The sequence below is a fragment of the Ruegeria sp. CDSA079 genome (genome assembly GCF_059612245.1).
On sequence record NZ_JBXWQF010000016.1, the window covers coordinates 81,664 to 103,474 of the forward strand.

The window sequence follows — 21,811 nt, forward strand, 5'->3', positions numbered from 1 at the left end:
CAGACAGGGAAGACCAGAAACGGCTTGGTGATTAGTAGAAGAACTCTTCCCGAACGATCTTGCCGTCAGCGACGTGATAAACACCCACTTCGCGCATATCGAACGCTTCACCGCTTTCCTTCACCTTGCCCTGCACTTCGAAGATCACGGCAAAACGGTCGTCGCCATGGGGAAACGGGTCACTGACGGACGCACCGGAAACCTCATGGGCGTTTTCCCACCACTCATGCTTGCCACGGATGGCTTCGACCCCTTTGGTTTCCCGACCCATTCCCTGAAAGTCCTGCCCTTCGACCGAAACGGCGTCAGGGGCGTAAAGCTTTTCAAGGTTCTCTTTGGCTCGATTTTCCCGGCAACCGGCCACCAATTCGTCGGCGATCTCTTTCAAATTCATTGATCCACTCCATAAGTTGTTCACTATATGTTCTTATTGCCACAGACGCATGATTCGAACCACCCCCTTTGTCTTGCTTCGGCAGGATTCACCGCATATACGCGCGCTTATGCTTGACACCTCGAACCAACCCGCCTTGCCGCCCCAGATTGCCCGGCGCCGGACATTCGCCATCATCTCGCACCCGGATGCGGGCAAGACCACGCTGACGGAAAAGTTCCTTTTGTACGGGGGCGCGATCCAGATGGCGGGACAGGTGCGCGCCAAAGGCGAGGCACGACGGACGCGGTCGGACTTCATGCAGATGGAAAAGGATCGGGGCATCTCGGTCTCGGCCTCGGCGATGTCGTTTGACTATGAAAACTTCCGCTTCAATCTGGTGGACACGCCCGGTCACTCGGATTTTTCCGAGGATACCTATCGCACGCTGACCGCCGTAGACGCGGCCGTAATGGTGATCGACGGCGCGAAAGGTGTGGAAAGCCAGACCCAGAAGCTGTTCGAGGTCTGCCGCCTGCGCGATCTGCCGATCCTGACCTTCTGTAACAAGATGGACCGCGAAAGCCGCGATACGTTCGAGATCATCGACGAAATTCAGGAAATGCTGGCCATCGACGTCACGCCTGCCGCGTGGCCGATCGGTGTAGGTCGCGACTTCATCGGCTGTTACGACATGCTGCGCGACCGGCTGGAACTGATGGACCGCGCCGACCGCAACAAGGTGGCTGAAAGCATCGAGATCAACGGTCTGGACGACCCGAAACTGGCCGACCACGTGCCCGAGCATCTGCTGGAAAAACTGCTGGAAGAGGTCGAGATGGCGCGCGAATTGCTGCCCAAGCTTGACCCACAGGCGGTACTGGAAGGGCATATGACCCCGATCTGGTTCGGTTCGGCCATCAATTCGTTCGGCGTCAAGGAACTGATGGAAGGCATCGGTGCCTATGGCCCGCAGCCGCAGGTTCAATCCGCTGAACCCCGCCAGATTTCACCGGACGAAAAGAAAGTCTCCGGGTTTGTTTTCAAGGTGCAGGCCAACATGGATCCCAAGCACCGCGACCGGGTTGCCTTTGTCCGCATGGCAAGCGGTCACTTCAAGCGCGGCATGAAGCTGACCCATGTGCGGTCGAAAAAGCCGATGGCAATTTCCAACCCTGTGTTGTTCCTGGCTTCTGACCGGGAATTGGCGGAAGAGGCATGGGCCGGAGACATCATCGGCATCCCCAACCACGGGCAACTGCGCATTGGTGATACGTTGACCGAAGGTGAAGCGATCCGCGTCACCGGCATCCCCTCTTTCGCACCGGAATTGCTGCAAACAGTGCGCCCCGGCGACCCGATGAAAGCCAAGCATCTGGAGAAGGCGCTGATGCAATTCGCCGAAGAAGGCGCGGCCAAGGTGTTCAAACCTTCTATCGGCTCGGGGTTTATTGTCGGCGTCGTCGGCGCGCTGCAATTCGAAGTGCTCGCCAGTCGGATCGAGATGGAATATGGCCTGCCCGTACGCTTTGAGGCTTCGCAATTCACGTCGGCCCGCTGGGTCAACGGTGAAAAGGCCGAGGTTGAAAAGTTCGTGAATGCCAACAAGCAGCATATCGCCCATGATCACGACGGTGACATCGTTTACCTGACCCGCCTGCAATGGGATATCGACCGGGTCGTGCGCGACTATCCGGCGCTGAACCTGACCGCCACCAAAGAGATGATGACCTGAGGCAACTGGCTGATTGCACAGCTGAACCCGGCTGTGCAATCCTGCGCGCATGAGTGACGACGACCTGACTTTTCCGGGCGGCCTGCCGCAGATGCTGGACCGCTACGAATCCCGGCGCAACCCGTTTCAGTTTGGCATCGATCCTCTGCCCGATCTGGACGTCGATCTGGACGCGTTGGCCCGGCAAAAGGTGCCTGAATCGGCCACCGCACTGCCACCCGGCCGCAATACGCGCTGGCAACGCAAACGCGCCCAGATTGCCAAGGAATTCGTGGGGAATTCCGAGCTTGCCTTTCTGAATGCTCAGTTGATCTCTAACCTGCGGAAACGGTCTTTTCCTCGTCATGCACCAGCCCTGTTTTGCCGCCTGTGGCAAGAGCAATCAGAACACCTTTTGAGCGCGCTTGATCTGCGGTGGCTGGTGTCTTCTGTGCAAACCTTTGCCGATCACGGGCAAACCGCAACCCAGCGCGAGGTTGGCCACGCCCTGCGGATGCTGTTCGGCATGATGAAGCTGTATGAATACGAGCGGCTCTTCTCGGGCCTGCCGCCCGAGACAGCGTTTCAGTATCAAGACAAAAACCACGTCCCTCTTCCTTATCAGATGCGGGGATTTTCCCTGCAGAAAGGCGGTCTGGACGTGAATCTGATCGCTCCGGTCTGGACCAAGGCTTTGAATGACCCCACTATCTCGGCGCTGGTCGATCATCTGATGACCGAGCTGAACCAGGACCCCGGCAGTATATTCCGTCGACTGGAACATATGCGCCAAACACGCAATCCGCGCAAATGACCACCTGGGGGATCGTGTCCATGGTCCGGGGCCCGACCGAAGACGTTCTTCGTTTCGCGGCGCATCACCTCGATCTGGAGGTGGATGTTCTGTATGTCTTTATGGACGAGCACAACCCACGCACCTTCCAGGCGCTCGACGATCACCCCCGAGTGCAGGTGCAACTGTGCGATGACGCCTTCTGGCAAAAGCAAGGCCGCCCGCGCCCCGAGAAACATCAGGTCCGCCAGTCCCTTAATGCCACGCTCACCTACCGGTCCACACCGATGGATTGGCTGGCACATATCGATGTGGACGAGTTTCTGTGGTCCTCAAAACCGATTGCAGGCACGCTGCAAGAGGTGCCGCACCATGTCCACGCGGCGCGTGTCCGTCCGATCGAGGCACTGGCAGGGGGCGTGGATCTGTACAAGGCACATATCCCCCAAAGCCCCGGGCGGAACAGCCTGGTCGAAACGCTTTACCCGTCCTATGGCGCCTTCATCCTCGGCGGCTTCCTGAGCCACGTGCAGGGCAAGCTTTTTGTGCGGACAGGATTGGAAAAGCTGAGCTTTCGCATCCACAACCTGTATCAGAACAAAAAATTGCTGCCCTGCAAGTTCGAGCTTCCGGACGTCGATCTGTGCCACCGGCATGCACCGGATTGGGACCACTGGATCGGGCATTACCAATTTCGCAAGAATCGTGGCTCGTATCAGGCAGGCATGGCCCCCAATGTGCCGCGAGAACAGGGTGGTCTGAACAAAAACGAATTGTTCAACTGGATCGAGGCCGAACAAGGCATGGACGGGCTGCGCGCGTTTTACGATGAGATGAGCGGCGCAGACCCCAATATCCGCGCCCGTTTGGACCAGCACGCCCTGTTGCGTCACCGCCCCTTGGACCTGGACAAAAAACTGGCGAAACACTTCCCCGGAACCTGCTGAATTGTTGCGAAAAATCCTGACACGCTGCCGCGCACCCTGGATTAAGCGGTCTTCATTTGACCCTGACCAACGTTTTTGTTATGTCCGCCATCAAGCCGATACGGCGCATTGCGCGCATGGCCAACCGGGCCCGGCACATCTTAGACGCGCGGGCCAGGTCAAGTGTCCGCAAAAACCGGACTTACATGACAAAATTCAACGAACTGAACCTGAACCCGAAGGTCCTCAAAGCCATTGAGGAAGCCGGGTACGAAACCCCCACTCCGATTCAGGAGGGCGCGATTCCGCCTGCTCTGGAAGGGCGCGATGTTCTGGGGATAGCGCAGACAGGCACTGGCAAAACCGCCAGCTTTACCCTGCCGATGATCACCTTGCTGGCCCGTGGCCGCGCACGTGCGCGGATGCCGCGTTCGCTGGTTCTGTGCCCGACGCGGGAACTGGCCGCGCAGGTAGCCGAGAATTTCGATACCTATGCCAAAAATGTAAAGCTGACCAAGGCGCTGCTGATCGGCGGCGTCAGCTTCAAGGAACAAGATGCGCTGATCGACCGGGGCGTTGACGTTCTGATCGCCACACCGGGTCGCCTGCTGGATCACTTCGAACGCGGCAAGCTGTTGCTGACCGGCGTTCAGATCATGGTGGTGGATGAGGCCGACCGGATGCTGGATATGGGCTTTATCCCTGATATCGAACGCATCTTCTCGCTGACGCCGTTCACCCGGCAGACGCTGTTTTTCTCAGCGACCATGGCATCCGAGATCGAACGAATCACAGATACCTTCCTGTCTGCCCCTGCCCGCGTTGAAGTCGCCCGCCAAGCGACCGCATCTGAAACGATCGAACAGGGCGTTGTCATGTTCAAAGGCGGCCGCCGGGATCGTGAGGCAAGCCAGAAGCGCAACGTGCTGCGCGCACTGATCGACGCCGAGGGTGAAAAGTGCACCAACGCGATCATCTTCTGCAATCGTAAAACAGATGTCGATATCTGCGCGAAATCTTTGAAGAAATATGGCTATGATGCGTCAGCAATCCATGGCGATCTGGATCAGTCACAGCGGATGAAAACACTTGACGGATTCCGCGACGGATCATTGCGTCTGCTGGTCGCGTCGGACGTCGCTGCGCGCGGTCTGGACGTTCCGGCCGTCAGCCATGTGTTCAATTTCGACGTCCCCGGCCACCCCGAGGATTATGTACACCGTATCGGCCGCACCGGCCGCGCTGGGCGCGAAGGTAAAGCAATTACGATCTGCTCAGGCCGAGATGAAAAGGCCCTGGTTGCGATCGAAAAGCTGATCCAGAAAGAAATTCCGCGCATAGATAATCCGATCAAGGAAGAGCCCAAGCCCGAAAGAGCCAAGTCTGAGCAACCAAAGCCAGAGAATAAGGTCAGGGAATCGGAAAGCCCTAGGGACAACCGGAAAGAGCGCGAACCCAAAGGGCGCGGACGGGGCCGCAAAAACGACAACGGTCCGGCCGTTGTGGGGATGGGTGATCATCTGCCCAGCTTCATTGCGCTCAGTTTTGATGAGCGTCGCGCTGGTTAAATCGCCATCACAAGCGCCAGTATCGAAAGCCCCAGCAAGGTCATTCCGGCGATCTCTCGCCGGGTGATCGTTTCGCGGAACACCAGGATTGAGGCCATCAGGCTGAGGAGCAGTTCGACCTGCCCCAGCGCTTTGACGTATGCCGCGTTTTGCAAGGTGAAAGCCCAGAACCAGCAGAACGATCCACCCAGACTGGTCAGCCCGACAAACACACCGGTGGACCGTGTTTGCCAGACTGCGATCAGCTCGGACCGGTCCCGCCACAACAGCCAAAGCCCCATGCTGACGAACTGAAACGTGACAACGGCGGCCAGAGTGACCAGTGCCCGAAACCACGCATCGACGTCGCCCAGTTGCAGCGAAGCGCCGCGATAGCTGACGGCGGAAAAGGCAAACAAAACGCCCGAACCAAGCCCAAGTTGTGAGGCGCGGTTAGTCAGATGTCGCCACCAAGCCGCATCGCCGCCAGGTGTTTTCGACAGCAGCAGAACAGCGGCAAGACCCAACACAATAGCCACCAGCGCACCTGATGAAACGCGATCACCCAGAACCAGAAAACCGACAATCGCGGTTTGAATCACCTCGGTTTTCTTGAAGGTGATCCCCACCGCAAAGTTACGCTGTTTGAACAGGGCCACCACGCAAATCGTCGCCAGTATCTGCGCAGTTCCGCCGATCACCGCGTAGGTCCAGAACAAAGGGCCAAGTGATGGCAAGCTTGCCCCCGTCACCTGCAAAGCGACCAGCAACCCCGCGACAGCCAACGGCATGGAATAGGCAAAACGCGCAAACGTTGCGCCGACCGCAGACAATTTCACGCTGCTCAGCGATTTTTGCAGCATGAAACGTACCGTCTGAAAACTGGCGGCGGCGATGGTGACAGGGATCCAGAGACTCATGTCACCCGTTGTGTCGTCAAATCAGGACTTTGGCCAGAGCGGATGCGGCACAGGGTCTTTCGCGCGCCACAAGTACTGCCGGAAAATCTGCGCATAAGACCGGTATACGTATGCCTCATTACAGGCCAGATACCTGTCTCGGCCGTCCCGGTACAGTTGCGGCAGGTGATACCAGGGGGCGTTGGGGTTCATGTGATGAACCACGTGCAGGTTATTGTTCAGAAACAAAAAAGCCAGCGGTCCCCGATCTTCGATGATGACCGTGCGCGCCCGTGACTTCTCATGCGCGCGGTGCTCCAGAAAGGTGCGTATTTTCAATAGAGACAGCCCTAGATAGGCCGAGATAAGATAGGCCCAGACCGGCAGCGCCGACTGCGCAACCACCCACAGCACCACCGCAACACCCGGCAGGTGCAAAGCCCAGGCCAGCAGGATGTCTTTGTCCCAGTGCCGCAATCCACGCCATTCGTCACGCAGAAACAGAACCTGCCCGATGGCTGGGCCCAATATCATGCGCCCAAGAAGCGCGTTGTTCAGCGTCAGAAGCAGCTGTACGCCACGCGATAATTTCGACCAGACCTTGGGGTCAAGATAGTTCGATTCCGGGTCGTCATACGGATCGGTCAGCGCGGCATCCAGATGATGCGCCAGATGCAGATCCCGAAAACGATTAAACGGGATGAACAGCGTGAGCGGCAGCGCCAAAAGCGCCTCGTTAATCCATTTTGTACGAAACGGGTGACCGTGCAGGGCCTCATGCGTCAGTGACGAATGCAATGCCGCGACAACAGCCAGGGCTGGCACGGCCAGCCACACCGACACGCTCGCCAGCCAGAACAGCCCGGCAATCCACGCCGTATAACAGGCAATGATCAGGAAAAACGTGCCCCATTCAGGGTGTTGGGATGTGGGTCGCTCAGCCATTGCGCCCCCACGAGATGCCTGCCCAAACCCGCTCGTAGATCAGGTACATGGTCAGGCCAATGGCCGTGTTCACCACCGCCACCGCCCCGCCCACAGTGGCCGAGCCCGTGGCAATCAGCCCCACCACAGTCATGGTGACAAGCCCCATGACATTCCAAACGATTGCTTTCACGACAGATCTTTGTCGAGTTTCCATTCCGACCCTCAGTCTTTTTGCTTTTTTCAAAGGGTTACAGTTCGATGGTCATGGTGGAAATTCCGAATATGATTAACAAAATTCAGCAACTGTGTTATTTGTCACCATATGCAGAATAGAGTGGACAAAAGAGATCGCGCCGCGCAGTTTCGACAACGCCTTGCCCGTGCGATGGAACAGCGCAACGTCACCCAAAGCGCGCTTGCGCGTGACATCGGTGTGGACCGCTCGACCGTATCGCAGCTTTTGACCGGGCATGGCGCGCGTCTGCCTAACGCGCATGTGGTCGGGGGATGTGCGACCGCGCTCGGCGTATCCGCCGACTGGTTGCTGAGCCTTTCCGACAGGCCTGAAAGCGCGGCCGAGATTCTGGCCGGCTCTCTGACCTTTACCAAAGCCCCCCGCGCGCTGGTCGATGAACGGATCTTCGAGTGGCACAAAGAGGCCGCTGGCTACAAGATTCGCTATGTCCCGGCCAAACTGCCTGACATGCTCAAGACCCGTGCCGTGCTGGAATGGGAATATGCCCCGCATCTGGGGCGAACGTCGGATCAGGCCATCGGCGCGTCCGAGGACAGGTTGACCTGGATGCGCAGTGCGCAATCGGACTATGAAATCGCCATGCCCCTGTTCGAGATCGAGAGCTTTGCAAGCGCCACAGGGTATTATCACGGCCTCAACCCGCAGGTGCGGCTGGAACAGATCGACCGCCTGCTTGCATTATGTGATCAGCTTTACCCCAGAATGCGTATCTATCTGTTCGATGCCAAACGGCTTTATTGCGCTCCGGTGACGGTTTTCGGCCCCCTGCTTTGCGTGTTTTACGCGGGCAGTCACTATATGGCGTTCCGCGACCGGGACCGAATCGAAACCTTTACCCGCCACTTCGACACGCTTGTCCGCGAGGCCGACGTGACTGCCCGGAACTTTCCCAACCACTTGCGACAGCTCAGATCCAGGATTTCCGAAGGCACTTGATGCAGGCTGGTCGATACTGTGCTATTGTCCCTTGGCGCGAACCTTCGGGCATTCCGATCACAGACGGAGGACCACAGGAATGGACGCAATACAAACGGCTCAATACGCACGTGCCCTTTATGCCGCTCACGGAGACCGCGCCGAGGCGGAAGCTGCGCAGAAAATGCGCGAATGCGAGGCTGCCGGAAACCAGCAGCAAGCACAGGACTGGCAGGCGGTCCGCCAGTCCATCCGACAGATCAGAGGGCCAAACCAGGGCTAGATTACAGCTTCGGGTCAGGATTGACCGTATGGCCGTCCACGGCGATGACCTGACCCGACACCAGCCGCGCCGCGTCGGACGCCAGGAAAACGGCCATATTGGCGATATCCTGCGCCTCGACAAAGCACCCCATGGACGTGCCCGAGGCATAGCCTTGGTACACGGCTTCGCGGCTCATGCCTTTGGCTTCTGCCTCACGGGCCAGAACACCCTCCATGCGCGGGCCTTCCACTGCGCCCGGGCATATGGCGTTTGCGCGTATGCCATGCGGACCCAGCTCCATCGCAAGCGTTTTCATCAGACCAATCACCGCCCATTTTGCCGAAGCATACGGCGCGCGGAACGGATAGCCGTACTGACCTGCCGTCGACGAGGTCAGGATGATGCTGCCCGAGCGTGCCGATTTCATCAAAGGCGCGGCATATTTGGCGGCCAGAAACGCTCCGTCCAGATTGACCGCAATGCAGGCCCGCCATGCTGTCAGGTCGATGTCTTCGATTGCATCTGTTGGCCCCGCAATTCCGGCATTGGCACACAGGGTATCCAACCCACCTGCCTCTGAAACAGCCTCAAAGACACCGCGCATATCAGCCTCATCCGAGGCATTGGCGGAATGTGTCGTCCAATGACCCGGCACAGAACTTAGCGCGGCCTGATCGATATCCGTGACCCAGACCTCATATCCAGCGGCGTCAAATGCCTGCGCCATGGCACAACCGACACCGGACGCGCCAGCCGTCACCAGAACCCTTCGGTTCATGACGGCTTCCGAATACCGGCCCCCGCGCCTTCTGGGTAAGGCAACGCGGACTGAGCCTCTGCAATCCGCGCCATCGCCGCCTCAATCTCAGGAGACGGAGGACCCGGTCGGCGCGTCTCGAGACTGACATGCAGCAAGAAGCTTTCGCCCGTGGCCAGCAACTTGTCGCCTTCATACATGCTGTGGAACACGTGCAGCTTCTTGCCCTGCCCCAGCAGCATCTGCGTGCGCACCTCGATCTTTGCACCCGCATGGACCTCGTCGATGTAACGAATGTGGTTTTCTGCGGTGAAATAGCTGCTGCCCGACGATATGTACTCCATATCGCATCCGATGATCTCCATGAAACGGTCCGTGGCGGCGGCAAAGGCTTCCAGATACTTCGCCTCATTCATGTGGCCATTGTAGTCCGTCCAATCCAACGGGACGGCTCGGGACAGGGTCAGGATTGGCTGACTCAGATCCGCCTGATCCAGAGTCGGCAAGGCACCCGGTTTCAGCAGTGCATCATGCTGGTTCAGCACCGCGCCCGCCCCGTAATTCTGCGCCTTGAGTGCCCGCATCATGCCCACAAGGTTGTTGTCGCGAATACGCTCCAACTCGCGGATCGAATGCATTCCCGATTGCGCGTCCGACTGATCGGCGATCATGTCGACCAGTTCGTCGGTGAATTCGGGCACATCCATCAGCTTGGTCCACGGCCATTTCAGTGCCGGGCCGAACTGCGCCATGAAATGCCGCATCCCCGCTTCACCGCCCGCAACGCGATAAGTTTCGAACAAACCCATCTGCGCCCAGCGGATGCCGAATCCCATGCGGATTGCCTCATCCACCTCTTCCGTTGTCGCGATGCCGTCCTTGACCAGCCACAGTGCCTCACGCCAAACAGCTTCCAGAAAACGGTCGGCGATATGCGCGTCGATCTCTTTTTTGATGTGCAGTGGGAAAAATCCCACCGATTTAAGCAGCTCCTGCGCCCGCGTGACCATCTCGGGCGGGTTCTTGTCGGTTGGAACCAACTCGATCAGTGGTAACAGGTAGACCGGATTGAACGGATGCGTCACGACGATCTGTTCGGGCCGCAGCGCGCCCTCCTGCAACTCGGACGGCTTGAAACCACTGGTCGAGGATCCGATGATCGCACTGGGATCACAAGCCTCCTGCAACCCTTTGTAAACCTTCAGCTTCAGCTCCAGTTGCTCGGGCACACTTTCTTGAATCCACGTCGCGCCCTGTACGGCGTCGGTCAAGTCGTCGTGAAAGCTCAACGCGCCTTCGGGCGGCAATGGCACGTCACTCAGGCCCGGCAGCGACCGCCGCGCATTATCTAGGACTTCACCGATTTTGCGTTCCGCTTCCGGGTCAGGGTCGAACACCCGTACGTCCCAGCCATTCAGCAGGAACCGCGCGGCCCATCCGCCGCCGATAACCCCACCCCCGATGATTGCTGCCGTCTTTGTCATGTCGTCCTCTAATCGATACAGATCACTTGCGCCTGACCCGCCTCGTCCAGATGCGCGGTGCATCCGAATTTTGGCGTGATGGCACTGCATTGTTTGGTGTCCGATAGGCAGAACCCTGCACAATCGGAGGCTTTTTCGCAGGACGCTCCGGCGTCGGGCAAGGGTTCAAAGCAGATAAACTGCTGGATCCGCCCGCCTACCTCATAGCGTCCCCCCTTGGCTTCGCACTCCTGACGGGCTGAGGCGTCCTCTGTGGGTTGTGCCGCCCCTTCTCGGGGCAGGCATACCGCCATAATGGCCGCGCATGTTACAACAACCGCCCGCATGGTTATCATCCTTCTGCTGACACCCCTGAGCTTTCCGATTTTGTCACCCGACGCAAGCAGATCAGCCCTTTGGCGCGCGTTTCACCAGCCCCAGTTTCTCGCGCACCTCTTGCGGCCCTATGACTCGCGCGCCCATATTCTCAATGATGGTCCCCGCCCGTTCGACCAGTTGCCAGTTCTCGGCCAATTCGCCCTTGCCCAGCCACAGGTTGTCTTCGAGCCCGACACGCACGTTGCCGCCCGCTAGCACCGATGCCCCCACATAGGCCATCTGGTTGCGACCCAGCGCGAATGCGCTGAACGTCCAATCGTCAGGCACATTGTTGACCATCGCCATGAAGGTATTCAGATCGTCCGGCGCGCCCCACGGTACGCCCATGCACAGCTGGACCAGGGCATTGGGTTCCAAAATCCCTTCTTTCACCAACTGCTTGGCAAACCACAGATGCCCGGTGTCAAAGGCTTCGATCTCGGGCTTTACACCCATATCCGTCATCATCTGTCCCATGGCGCGCAGCGCACCGGGGGTGTTGGTCATGACATAGTCGGCCTCGGCAAAGTTCATGGTGCCGCAATCCAGTGTGCAGATCTCGGGCAGGCATTCGGCAATATGTGCTACCCGTTCCGACGCGCCGATCATGTCGGTTCCGGCCTCGTTCACCGGGAATGGGCTTTCGACGCCGCCAAAGACAATGTCCCCGCCCATTCCAGCCGTCAGGTTCAGAACAACATCCACATCGGCGTCGCGAATCCGGTCCGTCACCTCGCGATACAAATCCAACCGGCGGCTTGGCGCGCCGGTCTCGGGGTCGCGTACATGGCAATGTACAACCGCGGCCCCGGCCTTGGCGGCAGCTATCGCGCTGTCGGCAATCTGCTGCGGCGAGCGTGGCACATGAGGGCTACGATCCTGTGTTCCACCCGAGCCCGTCACGGCGCAGGTAATGAAGACGTCGCGGTTCATTTCCAGAGGCATAGTGTTTTCCCCAAGTTATACCCGGTTTTGACCTGAGTTTTCCCCAGGCTTTTCCCCGGATTCCGATTTGCGTTCGTACCCGACTCTGGCGCAGCTTTGGGGAAACAACTTGGCAGAATGCGAATCGAACTTGATGCAATCCGCAAAAAACATACTGCAACCCGAACATCGCGCCCTGAAAACGGCGGTGCTGGTGCTTGATGACTGCAACACGCTCAGCTTTGCCTCGGCCGTCGACCCGATGCGTGCAGCCAACCGTCTTGCCGACCGCCCGGCCTTTGACTGGGACTACGTGACAGCCACACCAGAACCCGCAATGCTGACCAGCGCCCTGCAAGTGCCCGGCATTCCGCTGGCGCGGCTGCAAAGCTGTGATCTGATGATCGTTGTCGCAGGCTTCCAACTGGCCCGCCACGCCACCCCCAGCCTGCTGGCCGGTCTGCGCCGCATTGCAGGCACCGGCGCAACGATGGCTGGCATCGATGGCGGCCCCTGGCTGCTGGCCGAGGCTGGCCTGCTGGACGGTCACGCTGCCACCACTCATTGGGAAGACCTGGAAAACTTCGCCGACCGCTTCCCGGAAGTGGATGTACGCCCCGACCGCTTCACTGTCTCGGACGCCCGGCTGACATCGGGCGGAGCGATCCCGGCGGTCGAGATGATGCTGCACATCATCGCCGCCCGTCACGGCGCAGGTTTCGCCGCACGCGTATCGGGCCTGTTCCTCTATGAGGGTGCGCCGGACCCTGCCAAACCGCAAAGCCGCACTGGCGCGCCGCACCGCCACACGGCTTTGACCGCCAAGGCCAACTCACTGATGCAGGAATCTTTGGATGACCCCTTGCCGCTTGCCTATATCGCAGACCGACTGGGCACCAGTCCACGCACCTTGCAGCAACAGTTTCGCCTGCGCCTGAACACCACGCCGCAGGATCATTATCTGCAACTCCGCCTGGCCGAGGCGCGCCGTCTGGTCACCGATACCGACATGCCCCTGATGGAAGTGGCGCTGGCCACCGGATTCGCATCACAATCCAGCTTCGCCCGCGCCTTCCGCACGACACACGGCCTGTCAGCCCGCGATCTCAGACAAGAGCGCGCGCATCCCACCCATCACTGACGGGATCCAACTTCATCTGGCCAAAAATATCCCGGGGGAGGCGTGCGCAGCGCGACGGGGGCAGAGCCCTTGGCCCGTTCGAAAGTTGCACTTTCAAATGTGGTCAAGAAGTGCTCAATTCTGATTGGGGTCTTTCTGAAACATTGCCTCAAGTGCGAACGTCAAAACCTGACCCAAAGCTGTGGTTCTCAATCGATTGGCGATGCGGCGCATGCACCCCGCATCGCCGCCAATCCGCAAGTGTTAAGATTAGCAACTTCACCTCAGTGGCATGTCGCTCAAGTTTGTAATAAGTGGAATTTCTACGTCGCCGGCGGAGCACAAAGCGACCAAATCCGGGTAATCCCTTGACGTGACGCCGGGGCACTTCGTAAAGTATTTAAGTTGCCGCGCGCCATCTTTTTCGTCATCAGGTGTAAAAATGAGATACTCGAAAATTCGCAATATGGAAGAATTTGCTGCAATAAGCGGCATCTCGCGGCCCACTGTGTCGAAGTATTTCAATGATCCCGGTAGTGTGCGCGCTTCAACACGAGCAAGGATCGAGGCCTCATTGAAGAAGTACGATTACCAGCCTAACGTCTTTGCAATGAATCAAAACCGGCGCACGACAAAGAACATCGGCATTGTGGTCCCGAACCTTGCAGACCCATTTTTCTCCGAGATCGCCAGGCGGGTCGAACTTGCGTGTATAGACGCTGGCTACAGCCCAATTTTGGCAAGTTCTCATGGTCGCCCCGAGATGGAACGAGAAAACTTGCTGTCTTTGCGGTCCTTGAAACCAGCTGGTGTGTTGCTTGCCCCCTTTGGCCGAATGTCCGACGAGGACGCGGTTAAAGACATCAGCCATGATTTCCCCTTAGTTCTTTTTGACGCCAATATAGGCGACGTCGGTCAGGCATTTGTGGGGACGGACAATGCGCAAAGTGTGGATATGATGGTTGAGTATCTGTGTCGCAGTGGCGAGCCGCCCTGCTTTTTTGAAATGAAATCCCCCTCGAATCCAAACGCCAACAAGCGCCGTCAGGCTTATCTCGACAGCATGCAAAGGCACGGACGTGAACCGTCTATTTTTCAGGCTGATGGTGAGGGTTGGCATTTCGAGGAAATCGGGAAAACCGAAGGCGGTCGGCTGCTATCTTCCAAAGCATTCAGCACCAACACTGTGTTATGCAGCAATGACCGTTTGGCAATTGGCATGCTGTCCGCAGCTTACGGCCTTGGGCTACGCGTGGGTCACACTGAGGGTTGCGACATAAGGGTGGCTGGCCATGACGACCACCCCTTCTCCAAATTCACCTGTCCTCCGTTGACCACAATCGCGCAGGACTATGAAGCCATCGCGAATCGTGCATTCAACGATCTTTTCGAGATGCTTGAGCAAGGTGAGCGCCTTTCAGAACGTACGGAAACCACCTTTGAGGGACGATTAGTCATGAGAGATTCCGCCTAAGCAATTCATTACAATAAATAAATTACCTAAATATTTACGCGCGCAAATTTTTAATTGACTTCGCGTTGCGACACCCGGTATCGTCCTATTTATCACCCAAGGAGGAGGAAATTGGGATGTCCATCAAGAAAGCACTACTCTCTGCCACGGCGGTGTCACTTTTTGCAGTCAGCGGCGCACTTGCCGACGGTCACGCCAAAGAACTGACAATCGCGATCGTGAACAACGGTCACATGATCAACATGCAGAAAGTTGCAGAAGCCTACACAGAAGAAACCGGTGTAAAACTCAATTGGGTTTCTCTCGAAGAAGGCGTTCTGCGTGAGCAAGTCACGTCCGATACCGCAACCGGAGGCGGTCAGTACGATGTCATTAACATCGGCATGCAGGAAGCGCCCATCTGGGGTGCAGCTGGTTGGATCGAGGCCCTGGACTTCGGTGCCGATTATGACGCTGACGACATCCTGCCCGCAATTCGCGCTGGTCTGTCCCACGAGGGCACTATGTATGCGGCACCGTTCTACGGCGAAAGCTCCATGGTTATGTATCGTAAAGACCTGACCGACGCTGCAGGTGTAACCATCGCTGACAACGACAGCTGGGACAATATCAAAGCGGCGGCGGCAGCAATGCATGACCCTGACAACGGCATTTACGGTGCGTGTTTGCGCGGCAAGCCGGGTTGGGGCGACAATATGGCCTTCGTCACCACTATGGTAAATTCTTTCGGTGGTGCCTGGTTCGACGCGGATTTCAAACCGACCATCGATTCAGACGAATGGAAAGCAGCAATCAACTTCTACGTTGACCTCTTGGGCAACTATGGTCCTCCTGGATCGGAAGGAAACTCCTTCAACGAAATCCTCGCTCTCTACAACGAAGGCAAGTGCGGCATGTGGATCGACGCTACGATCGCAGCTTCCTTCTTGACCGTTGACGGTGTTGAATACGCGCAGTCGCCAAACGCTGGTAACCCAGTTGGCGCGAACTGGCTGTGGGCGTGGGCAATGGCTGTTCCTGCCGGAACACCTAATGCGGAAGAAGCAAAAGCCTTCATCGAGTGGGCTACTTCCAAAGATTATGTGCAGGCCGTTGGGAACCACCCTGAGTTCGGCTGGGCGAAAGTCCCTACAGGTCAGCGTGCATCAACGTACGCTCTGCCCGAATTCCAAGCTGTTGCAGGTTTCGCAGCAGCTGAGATGGCAGCGATTGAGTCAGCCGCACCTGAAGCGACAGACCTGAAACCATACGTTGGTGTTCAGTTCGCAGCGATACCTGAGTTCCCAGAGGTGGGTTCCGCTGTTGCGCAGGAAATCGCGGCTGCTCTGTCTGGCGCCAAATCTGTCGATGACGCTTTGGCGGCTTCACAGGCTGCTGCTGCATCCATCATGGAAGAAGCAGGCTACTAAGCTACGACTTTGAATAACATGGATGGTCCGGTTCATCCGGGCCCTCTCCAATACTATTCGCGCTGAGAGACCAGCGGTTTACAGAAGTCCTGTTCTCCAGCAACCTGACCACCGATCACTTACGAAATTATTGATATCATTGCGAGCAATTTGCTTCGCGGGGGTCCTTAGCCATGTCTAATAGAAAACTTCCACGCACGCTTCAATCACCAGCGGTCATCTTACTGCTGATCTGGATGCTAGTGCCGTTGTCGATGACGCTCTACTTCTCGTTTATCCGCTACGTCTTGAACAACCTGCGTCGGCCTGAGTGGACAACTCCATCTATAAGCAACTGGCGCGGTTTAGGTAACTACGAGTTTGTTTTGAAGTCCAAGGACTTCCTGTTCGCAATCCAGAATAGCCTTCTCATTGTATGCAGCATTCTCTTCCTGACCGTTGTTCTGGGAGTATTGATTGCCGTGTTGATCAACAAGTCCTTCCCAGGCCAGGGAATCGTTCGCGTGTTGCTGATTTCGCCCTTCTTTGTGATGCCCGCCGTGAACGCGGTGTTGTGGATCAACATGATCCTTGACCCTGTTCTGGGCCTGCAGGGCATCGCGGTCGCAGGAATAAACGAGACGGTTGCCGGGCTTCGAAACACACCGTTGATCGGAGGATTCTTCTCCTTATGGCCGGAGTTTAATCCAATTTCTTTCCGCGCCACACAGACATCCGCCTACGCTGTGATCATGATGGTCACGTGGCAATGGACTCCATTTGCGGTTCTAATCTTTATGACGTCGTTACAGTCAGAGGATCAGCAGCAAAAAGAGGCGGCAATTCTGGATGGGGCCAGCGCGTGGTCGCAGTTCCGCTTTCTGACTCTGCCTCACCTTGGTCGGCCTATCGCGATCGTAGTGATGATCCAAGCGATCTTCCATCTCTCACTCTATGCCGAGATTGAGATTGTCAGCCGGGGCAACGGTAACAAAAACCTGCCTTACTTGATCGGCGAATTCGCCAACAACAACATCGGCGCGGCCTCTGCTACGGGGATATTCGCCGTAATCCTTGCCAACATCGTTGCGATTTTCTTGCTGCGGATGGTCGGCAAGACATTGATGGAGTAACAGACCTATGGCCATTGTTGCACAATCCTCGAAATACGGAGATATCGGCCGCGCTATATTGGCTTGGGCAGTGGGACTTCTGTTCTTCTTCCCAATCTTCTGGCTGGTTCTGACGAGCTTCAAGACGGACGCTGATGCGGTGAAACCTGAGTTCCTATTCTTCTTCACACCTACGTTGGAGAATTACCTAAACATGACCGAAAACTACGACTACTGGCGCTTCGCGACCAATTCGGTCATCACTTCTGTCTTCGCCACGGTTTTCGCACTCGCAGTGGGTATTCCATGCGCCTACGCCATGGCATTCAAGCCGACACGCGCGACCAAGGACGTATTGATGTGGATGCTCTCCACGAAAATGCTGCCTGCAGCGGCGGTGTTGTACCCGATGACCTTTCTGACAAAGAGTCTTGGTCTGTTTGACACCCATTTTATGGTCATTGTGGTGTTGATGTTGATCAACCTGCCCATCGTGATTTGGATGCTTTTCACCTACTTTAAGGAGATCCCGAAAGAGATTATCGAAGCGGGGCAGATGGATGGCGTGAATACCTGGGGAGAGATCCGAGAAATCCTCATTCCGCTGGCCTGGGGCGGCATCGCCTCAACCGCGCTATTGTGCTTTATCTTCTGTTGGAACGAGGCCTATTGGACCGTCCGGCTCACAACTACCGAGGCGGCAACACTCTCCAAGCTCATCGAAGGTAACCGTGCGCCGGAAGGTCTATTCTTTGGGCGTCTCTCCGCTGTCTCTGCTGCTGCAGTCGGCCCCATCATTGTGTTGGGCTGGTTCTGTCAAAAACAATTGGTCCAAGGTCTCACCTTTGGCGCCGTGAAATAGGAAAAGATCATGGGACGTATTGTACTTGAAAACGTAACCAAAAGCTTTGGCTCGACAGAAGTCATCCCGCCGTTGAACTTAACTATCGAAGACGGCGAGTTCGCTGTGTTTGTCGGACCATCAGGCTGCGGTAAATCCACCCTATTGCGTGTAATCGCGGGTTTAGAGGACGCAACGTCTGGTAAAGTGCTCATCGATGATGAGGACGTGACAGAGATCTCCCCTTCCAAACGCGGACTTGCCATGGTGTTCCAGACCTATGCGCTCTATCCGCACATGAGCGTTCGCAAAAATATTGCTTTTCCAATGCGGATGGCAGGCATGAGCGAGGAGGAGCAAGAAAAACGCATAACAGCGGCGGCAAATTCGTTGAACCTGACCGACTATTTGGACCGTAAACCAGGCCAATTGTCCGGTGGTCAACGTCAGCGTGTAGCCATTGGCCGTGCCATTGTCCGTGACCCATCCGCGTTCCTTTTCGACGAACCTTTATCGAACCTCGATGCAGCTTTGCGGGTCGGTATGCGGCTCGAGATCACTGAAATGCATGAACGTATGAAGACTACGATGATCTATGTGACCCACGATCAGGTTGAAGCTATGACGATGGCCAACAAGATAGTCGTGTTGCAAGCAGGTGTAATCGAACAGGTCGGCTCTCCGCTGGAACTTTACCACCGTCCGCGCAATAAGTTCGTGGCGGGCTTTATCGGCAGCCCCAAAATGAATCTGATTGAAGGTGCGTTGGCTGAGGAACAGGCTGCAGATACCATTGGTATTCGCCCTGAGCATTTAAGCATCTCGGACAAGGAAGGTTTGTGGCAGGGGACAGTCGGTGTTGCAGAGCACCTGGGATCTGACACATTCATCCACATACATGGCATTGAAGGTTGTGACCCTATGACCATGCGTGCCGCAGGTGATGTTTCGTTCACACACGGTGATCGGGTCTATCTTACACCGGATGCAACGCAAATTCACAAGTTTGATGCGCAAGGTCTTAGGATCGAGTGATGCAACTGGCGCGAAAGACAGCTCTTATTACTGGAGCCGCTCGCGGAATCGGGCGAGCCATTGCAGCCGCTTATATCCGCGAAGGCGCTCAGGTTGCGGTTGCCGACATTGACGCGCACAGCATCGCCTTAACGGCCAATGAACTCGGAGAACAGGCTTGGTCTCTGCCCATGGACGTAACCGATCAGGTCAGTATTGATGAAGGGGTAAATCGCACGATCGATCACTTTGGGCAGATCGATATCCTAATCAATAATGCGGCACTTTTCACGGCGGCACCCCTGGTTGAGATCAATCGCACAGATTATTCTCGCGTGTTTGATGTGAACGTCTCCGGCACACTTTTCATGACGCAGGCCGTTGCCCGCCACATGATCGCACGCGGTCAAGGCGGAAAAATCATCAACATGGCCTCTCAAGCAGGTCGGCGTGGAGAACCCCTTGTCGCCGTTTACTGCGCCACCAAAGCGGCAGTGATCAGCCTGACCCAGTCTACCGGACTAGACTTGATCAAGCACGGAATCAACGTCAATGCGATCTCCCCCGGTGTTGTGGACGGTGAACACTGGGACGCCGTTGATGCCTTCTTTGCCAAATATGAGAACAAAGAATTGGGTCAAAAAAAGCGAGAAGTTGGGGCCGCTGTCCCCTTTGGGCGCATGGGCACCAAAGAAGACCTCACAGGTATGGCCGTCTTTCTGGCAAGTCATGCTGCAAATTACATCGTTGCGCAGACCTATAACGTAGATGGTGGACAATGGATGAGCTAATCTCCCTTTCGAACGCGACACTTGATCAATTGACCGTCGAACACCCTCGGTATGACCGCACAACCCTGACAGCCGGAATTGTTCATATCGGCGTTGGCAACTTTCATCGCGCTCATCAGGCCTGGTACCTACATCGCCTGATGCAAGCAAACCAAGCAAAGGACTGGGCCATTATCGGTGCTGGCGTACGTCCATATGACGCGGCCATGCGCGAGAAGTTGCTTGCTCAGGATTGTTTGACCACCCTGATTGAACTTGATCCCAAAAATGTCTCTGCCGAGGTCATCGGCTCAATGATCGATTATCTGCCAATCGAAGAAAGCAATGCGACGCTTATTTCTCAAATGGCGGAACCCGCAATACGTATCGTTGCAATGACAGTGACTGAAAGCGGCTACTACATCGATCCGGTCACTAAGGAATTTGATGCCGCACACGCCGATCTGCAACACGACGCGGCTAATCCCGACAGGCCGATCACCGCCTTCGGCGCAATTGTCGCCGCTCTACGCCTGCGCCATGCCGCCGGTCATGGGCCGTTCACCTGTCTCAGCTGTGACAACCTGCAAGGGAACGGGGACATCCTGCGCCAAACCGTCGTGTCCTTAGCGCGCCTATCCGATGCAGATCTGGCTGATTGGATTGACACCGAAGTGACGTTCCCAAACTCCATGGTTGACTGTATTGCACCTTCCAATGGGCCCAAAGAGCTGGCGCTTGCCGCGGATTTTGGCATCATCGACAATGCGCTGGTCACGCACGAAGCCTTTCGCCAATGGGTCATTGAGGATAAGTTTTGCGTAGGGCGGCCGAATTGGGAAAAAGTGGGCGCGACCTTCTCGGACGATGTTCATTCATTTGAGACTATGAAAATCCGAATCCTGAACGCTGGTCATCAGGTCATTGCAAATGTCGGTGAAATACTGGGGATCGAAACGATTGCAGATTGTATGGCGCATTCCGAACTTGCAGCGTTTTTTGGCACAGTCCAACGCACAGAAATCGCACCTACAGTCGCCGCTGTGCCAGGCAAAACGCCCGCACAATATGTAGAGCTCGTCGAAGATCGCTTCTCGAACCCCCGAATTGTGGATACAACCCGCCGCGTAGCCTTCGACGGTTCTGCTCGCCACCCCGGTTTTGTCTTGCCCATCCTGCGCGATCAGCTTGCCGCTGGGCGCAGTGTTGAAGGATTGGCGCTGGTCGAGGCTCTCTGGGCGCGTATGTGTTTCGGTACGCGGGAAGACGCGAGTGTGATCGAAGCAAATGATCCCATCTGGAATGATCTTTGCAAAACGGCGAAAGCGGCGAAAGAACGTCCGACGGCGTGGCTAGAACTAAATCGGATTTACGGCGACTTGGCTCAACCGAGTCCTTTCTCAGAGGCGTTTTGTAGATGGCTCCCGATGATCTGGGAGCAAGGTTGCGAGTCGGCATTGAAGGCTTACGCCGTCCGTGTTCGAGAAGAATCCTGTGCCTGATATCATCTGCGCATGCGTAACTTGAACCTCTGGCTTTTGGGGTAAACTAGATGTCCTAATCGACATGCTAAGCGTTGCAGAAGCCGGAATAATGACTATGAAACTTGTCCATTCAAAGTCCTGATTAAATCATGCGGAGTCTGACTTGATTGTACTGGCAAAATGGCCAAGTTTTGGAGTTTCTTGATCCAAGCGCACAGCGCCCAAGTTTTACGTGAACCAATTCTAGAACACCGATTTCCAAAATAAATTGAGCTTTCACTACACGTAGCGGCCACTTTTAGTACGCGCGACTATTCATTCCTTCATTTCAGAGACGGAAAAAGGACACAAACGAATGCCCCCTTTTTCTTATAGGGAATTGATTTTTTCGTTTGCAGCGAATTTCTGCTTCTCGCCCGTTTCCTCGCCCTCACGCTCAACAGGGGACAACAACGGTTTCGTCTTCAGCGC

At 56.4% G+C, this 21,811-nt stretch carries 22 protein-coding genes; 14 read left to right on the plus strand and 8 right to left on the minus strand.

What is annotated here, in order from left to right; translation table 11 throughout:
• Positions 1–31: 31 nt before the first annotated feature.
• Entirely contained in the window at positions 32–394 is a 363-nt protein-coding gene (locus tag AC2FJZ_RS16145; protein WP_050602255.1) for a nuclear transport factor 2 family protein, read from the minus strand.
• A gap of 109 nt (positions 395–503) precedes the next feature.
• On the opposite strand from AC2FJZ_RS16145, the gene AC2FJZ_RS16150 reads away from it, so the two are divergent.
• The 4 genes from AC2FJZ_RS16150 to AC2FJZ_RS16165 all read left to right on the plus strand — a co-directional run bounded on the left by AC2FJZ_RS16150 (position 504) and on the right by AC2FJZ_RS16165 (position 5,374).
• Entirely contained in the window at positions 504–2,108 is a 1,605-nt protein-coding gene (locus AC2FJZ_RS16150) for a peptide chain release factor 3 (protein ID WP_496778918.1), read from the plus strand.
• A 49-nt stretch (positions 2,109–2,157) separates the two neighbouring features.
• Positions 2,158–2,901, plus strand: a complete 744-nt coding sequence (locus tag AC2FJZ_RS16155; protein ID WP_496778896.1) for a hypothetical protein — start codon at positions 2,158–2,160, stop codon at positions 2,899–2,901.
• Positions 2,898–3,827 carry a glycosyltransferase family 2 protein gene (locus tag AC2FJZ_RS16160; RefSeq protein ID WP_496778898.1) on the plus strand — a complete coding sequence of 310 codons (930 nt, stop codon included), beginning with the start codon at positions 2,898–2,900 and terminating at the stop codon, positions 3,825–3,827. The genes AC2FJZ_RS16155 and AC2FJZ_RS16160 overlap by 4 nt, the downstream gene beginning before the upstream one ends.
• 185 nt (positions 3,828–4,012) lie before the next feature.
• Positions 4,013–5,374, plus strand: a complete 1,362-nt coding sequence (locus AC2FJZ_RS16165; RefSeq protein WP_496778900.1) for a DEAD/DEAH box helicase — start codon at positions 4,013–4,015, stop codon at positions 5,372–5,374.
• Here the strand turns inward: AC2FJZ_RS16165 and AC2FJZ_RS16170 are convergent.
• The 3 genes from AC2FJZ_RS16170 to AC2FJZ_RS16180 are packed head-to-tail and all read right to left on the minus strand — an operon-like array spanning position 5,371 to position 7,393.
• Positions 5,371–6,273, minus strand: a complete 903-nt coding sequence (locus AC2FJZ_RS16170) for an EamA family transporter (RefSeq protein ID WP_496778902.1) — start codon at positions 6,271–6,273, stop codon at positions 5,371–5,373. The genes AC2FJZ_RS16165 and AC2FJZ_RS16170 overlap by 4 nt on opposite strands.
• A 21-nt stretch (positions 6,274–6,294) precedes the next feature.
• Positions 6,295–7,197 (minus strand): fatty acid desaturase, encoded by a 903-nt coding sequence (locus AC2FJZ_RS16175; RefSeq protein WP_496778904.1) that lies wholly within the window; start codon positions 7,195–7,197, stop codon positions 6,295–6,297.
• Entirely contained in the window at positions 7,190–7,393 is a 204-nt protein-coding gene (locus AC2FJZ_RS16180; RefSeq protein WP_050602249.1) for a DUF2061 domain-containing protein, read from the minus strand. The genes AC2FJZ_RS16175 and AC2FJZ_RS16180 overlap by 8 nt, the downstream gene beginning before the upstream one ends.
• Positions 7,394–7,501: 108 nt before the next feature.
• On the opposite strand from AC2FJZ_RS16180, the gene AC2FJZ_RS16185 reads away from it, so the two are divergent.
• Both AC2FJZ_RS16185 and AC2FJZ_RS16190 read left to right on the plus strand, forming a co-directional pair.
• Positions 7,502–8,371, plus strand: a complete 870-nt coding sequence (locus AC2FJZ_RS16185; protein ID WP_496778906.1) for a helix-turn-helix domain-containing protein — start codon at positions 7,502–7,504, stop codon at positions 8,369–8,371.
• Positions 8,372–8,450: 79 nt separating this feature from the next.
• Positions 8,451–8,633 carry a hypothetical protein gene (locus AC2FJZ_RS16190; protein ID WP_496672833.1) on the plus strand — a complete coding sequence of 61 codons (183 nt, stop codon included), beginning with the start codon at positions 8,451–8,453 and terminating at the stop codon, positions 8,631–8,633.
• A 1-nt stretch (position 8,634) separates the two neighbouring features.
• Here the strand turns inward: AC2FJZ_RS16190 and AC2FJZ_RS16195 are convergent, their stop codons facing one another.
• The 4 genes from AC2FJZ_RS16195 to bcoG form a co-directional block, all read right to left on the minus strand.
• Entirely contained in the window at positions 8,635–9,393 is a 759-nt protein-coding gene (locus AC2FJZ_RS16195) for an SDR family oxidoreductase (RefSeq protein WP_496672830.1), read from the minus strand.
• On the minus strand, positions 9,390–10,856 hold the full coding sequence (locus AC2FJZ_RS16200; RefSeq protein ID WP_496778908.1) for a carnitine 3-dehydrogenase: 1,467 nt from the start codon (positions 10,854–10,856) through the stop codon (positions 9,390–9,392). The genes AC2FJZ_RS16195 and AC2FJZ_RS16200 overlap by 4 nt, the downstream gene beginning before the upstream one ends.
• Before the next feature lie 8 nt (positions 10,857–10,864).
• Positions 10,865–11,182 (minus strand): hypothetical protein, encoded by a 318-nt coding sequence (locus AC2FJZ_RS16205; RefSeq protein WP_050602244.1) that lies wholly within the window; start codon positions 11,180–11,182, stop codon positions 10,865–10,867.
• A 61-nt stretch (positions 11,183–11,243) separates the two neighbouring features.
• On the minus strand, positions 11,244–12,158 hold the full coding sequence (bcoG, locus tag AC2FJZ_RS16210) for a 3-dehydrocarnitine:acetyl-CoA trimethylamine transferase BcoG (protein WP_050602243.1): 915 nt from the start codon (positions 12,156–12,158) through the stop codon (positions 11,244–11,246).
• Positions 12,159–12,291: 133 nt separating this feature from the next.
• On the opposite strand from bcoG, the gene AC2FJZ_RS16215 reads away from it, so the two are divergent.
• The 8 genes from AC2FJZ_RS16215 to AC2FJZ_RS16250 all read left to right on the plus strand — a co-directional run bounded on the left by AC2FJZ_RS16215 (position 12,292) and on the right by AC2FJZ_RS16250 (position 21,358).
• Positions 12,292–13,278, plus strand: coding sequence for a GlxA family transcriptional regulator (locus AC2FJZ_RS16215; protein WP_496778910.1), 987 nt, complete (start codon positions 12,292–12,294; stop codon positions 13,276–13,278).
• Positions 13,279–13,699: 421 nt separating this feature from the next.
• Positions 13,700–14,731 (plus strand): LacI family DNA-binding transcriptional regulator, encoded by a 1,032-nt coding sequence (locus AC2FJZ_RS16220; protein ID WP_496672818.1) that lies wholly within the window; start codon positions 13,700–13,702, stop codon positions 14,729–14,731.
• Positions 14,732–14,847: 116 nt separating this feature from the next.
• Entirely contained in the window at positions 14,848–16,140 is a 1,293-nt protein-coding gene (locus AC2FJZ_RS16225) for an ABC transporter substrate-binding protein (protein WP_050602630.1), read from the plus strand.
• A gap of 173 nt (positions 16,141–16,313) precedes the next feature.
• On the plus strand, positions 16,314–17,252 hold the full coding sequence (locus AC2FJZ_RS16230) for a carbohydrate ABC transporter permease (RefSeq protein WP_496672815.1): 939 nt from the start codon (positions 16,314–16,316) through the stop codon (positions 17,250–17,252).
• 7 nt (positions 17,253–17,259) lie between these two features.
• Entirely contained in the window at positions 17,260–18,093 is an 834-nt protein-coding gene (locus tag AC2FJZ_RS16235; protein ID WP_050602632.1) for a carbohydrate ABC transporter permease, read from the plus strand.
• Positions 18,094–18,102: 9 nt separating this feature from the next.
• On the plus strand, positions 18,103–19,107 hold the full coding sequence (locus AC2FJZ_RS16240; RefSeq protein WP_496778912.1) for an ABC transporter ATP-binding protein: 1,005 nt from the start codon (positions 18,103–18,105) through the stop codon (positions 19,105–19,107).
• Positions 19,107–19,877, plus strand: a complete 771-nt coding sequence (locus AC2FJZ_RS16245; RefSeq protein WP_496778914.1) for an L-iditol 2-dehydrogenase — start codon at positions 19,107–19,109, stop codon at positions 19,875–19,877. Before AC2FJZ_RS16240 ends, AC2FJZ_RS16245 begins: the two co-directional genes overlap by 1 nt.
• A complete protein-coding gene (locus AC2FJZ_RS16250) occupies positions 19,865–21,358 on the plus strand; it encodes a mannitol dehydrogenase family protein (RefSeq protein WP_496778916.1) in 1,494 nt (497 codons plus the stop codon). The genes AC2FJZ_RS16245 and AC2FJZ_RS16250 overlap by 13 nt, the downstream gene beginning before the upstream one ends.
• Positions 21,359–21,811: the final 453 nt, after the last annotated feature.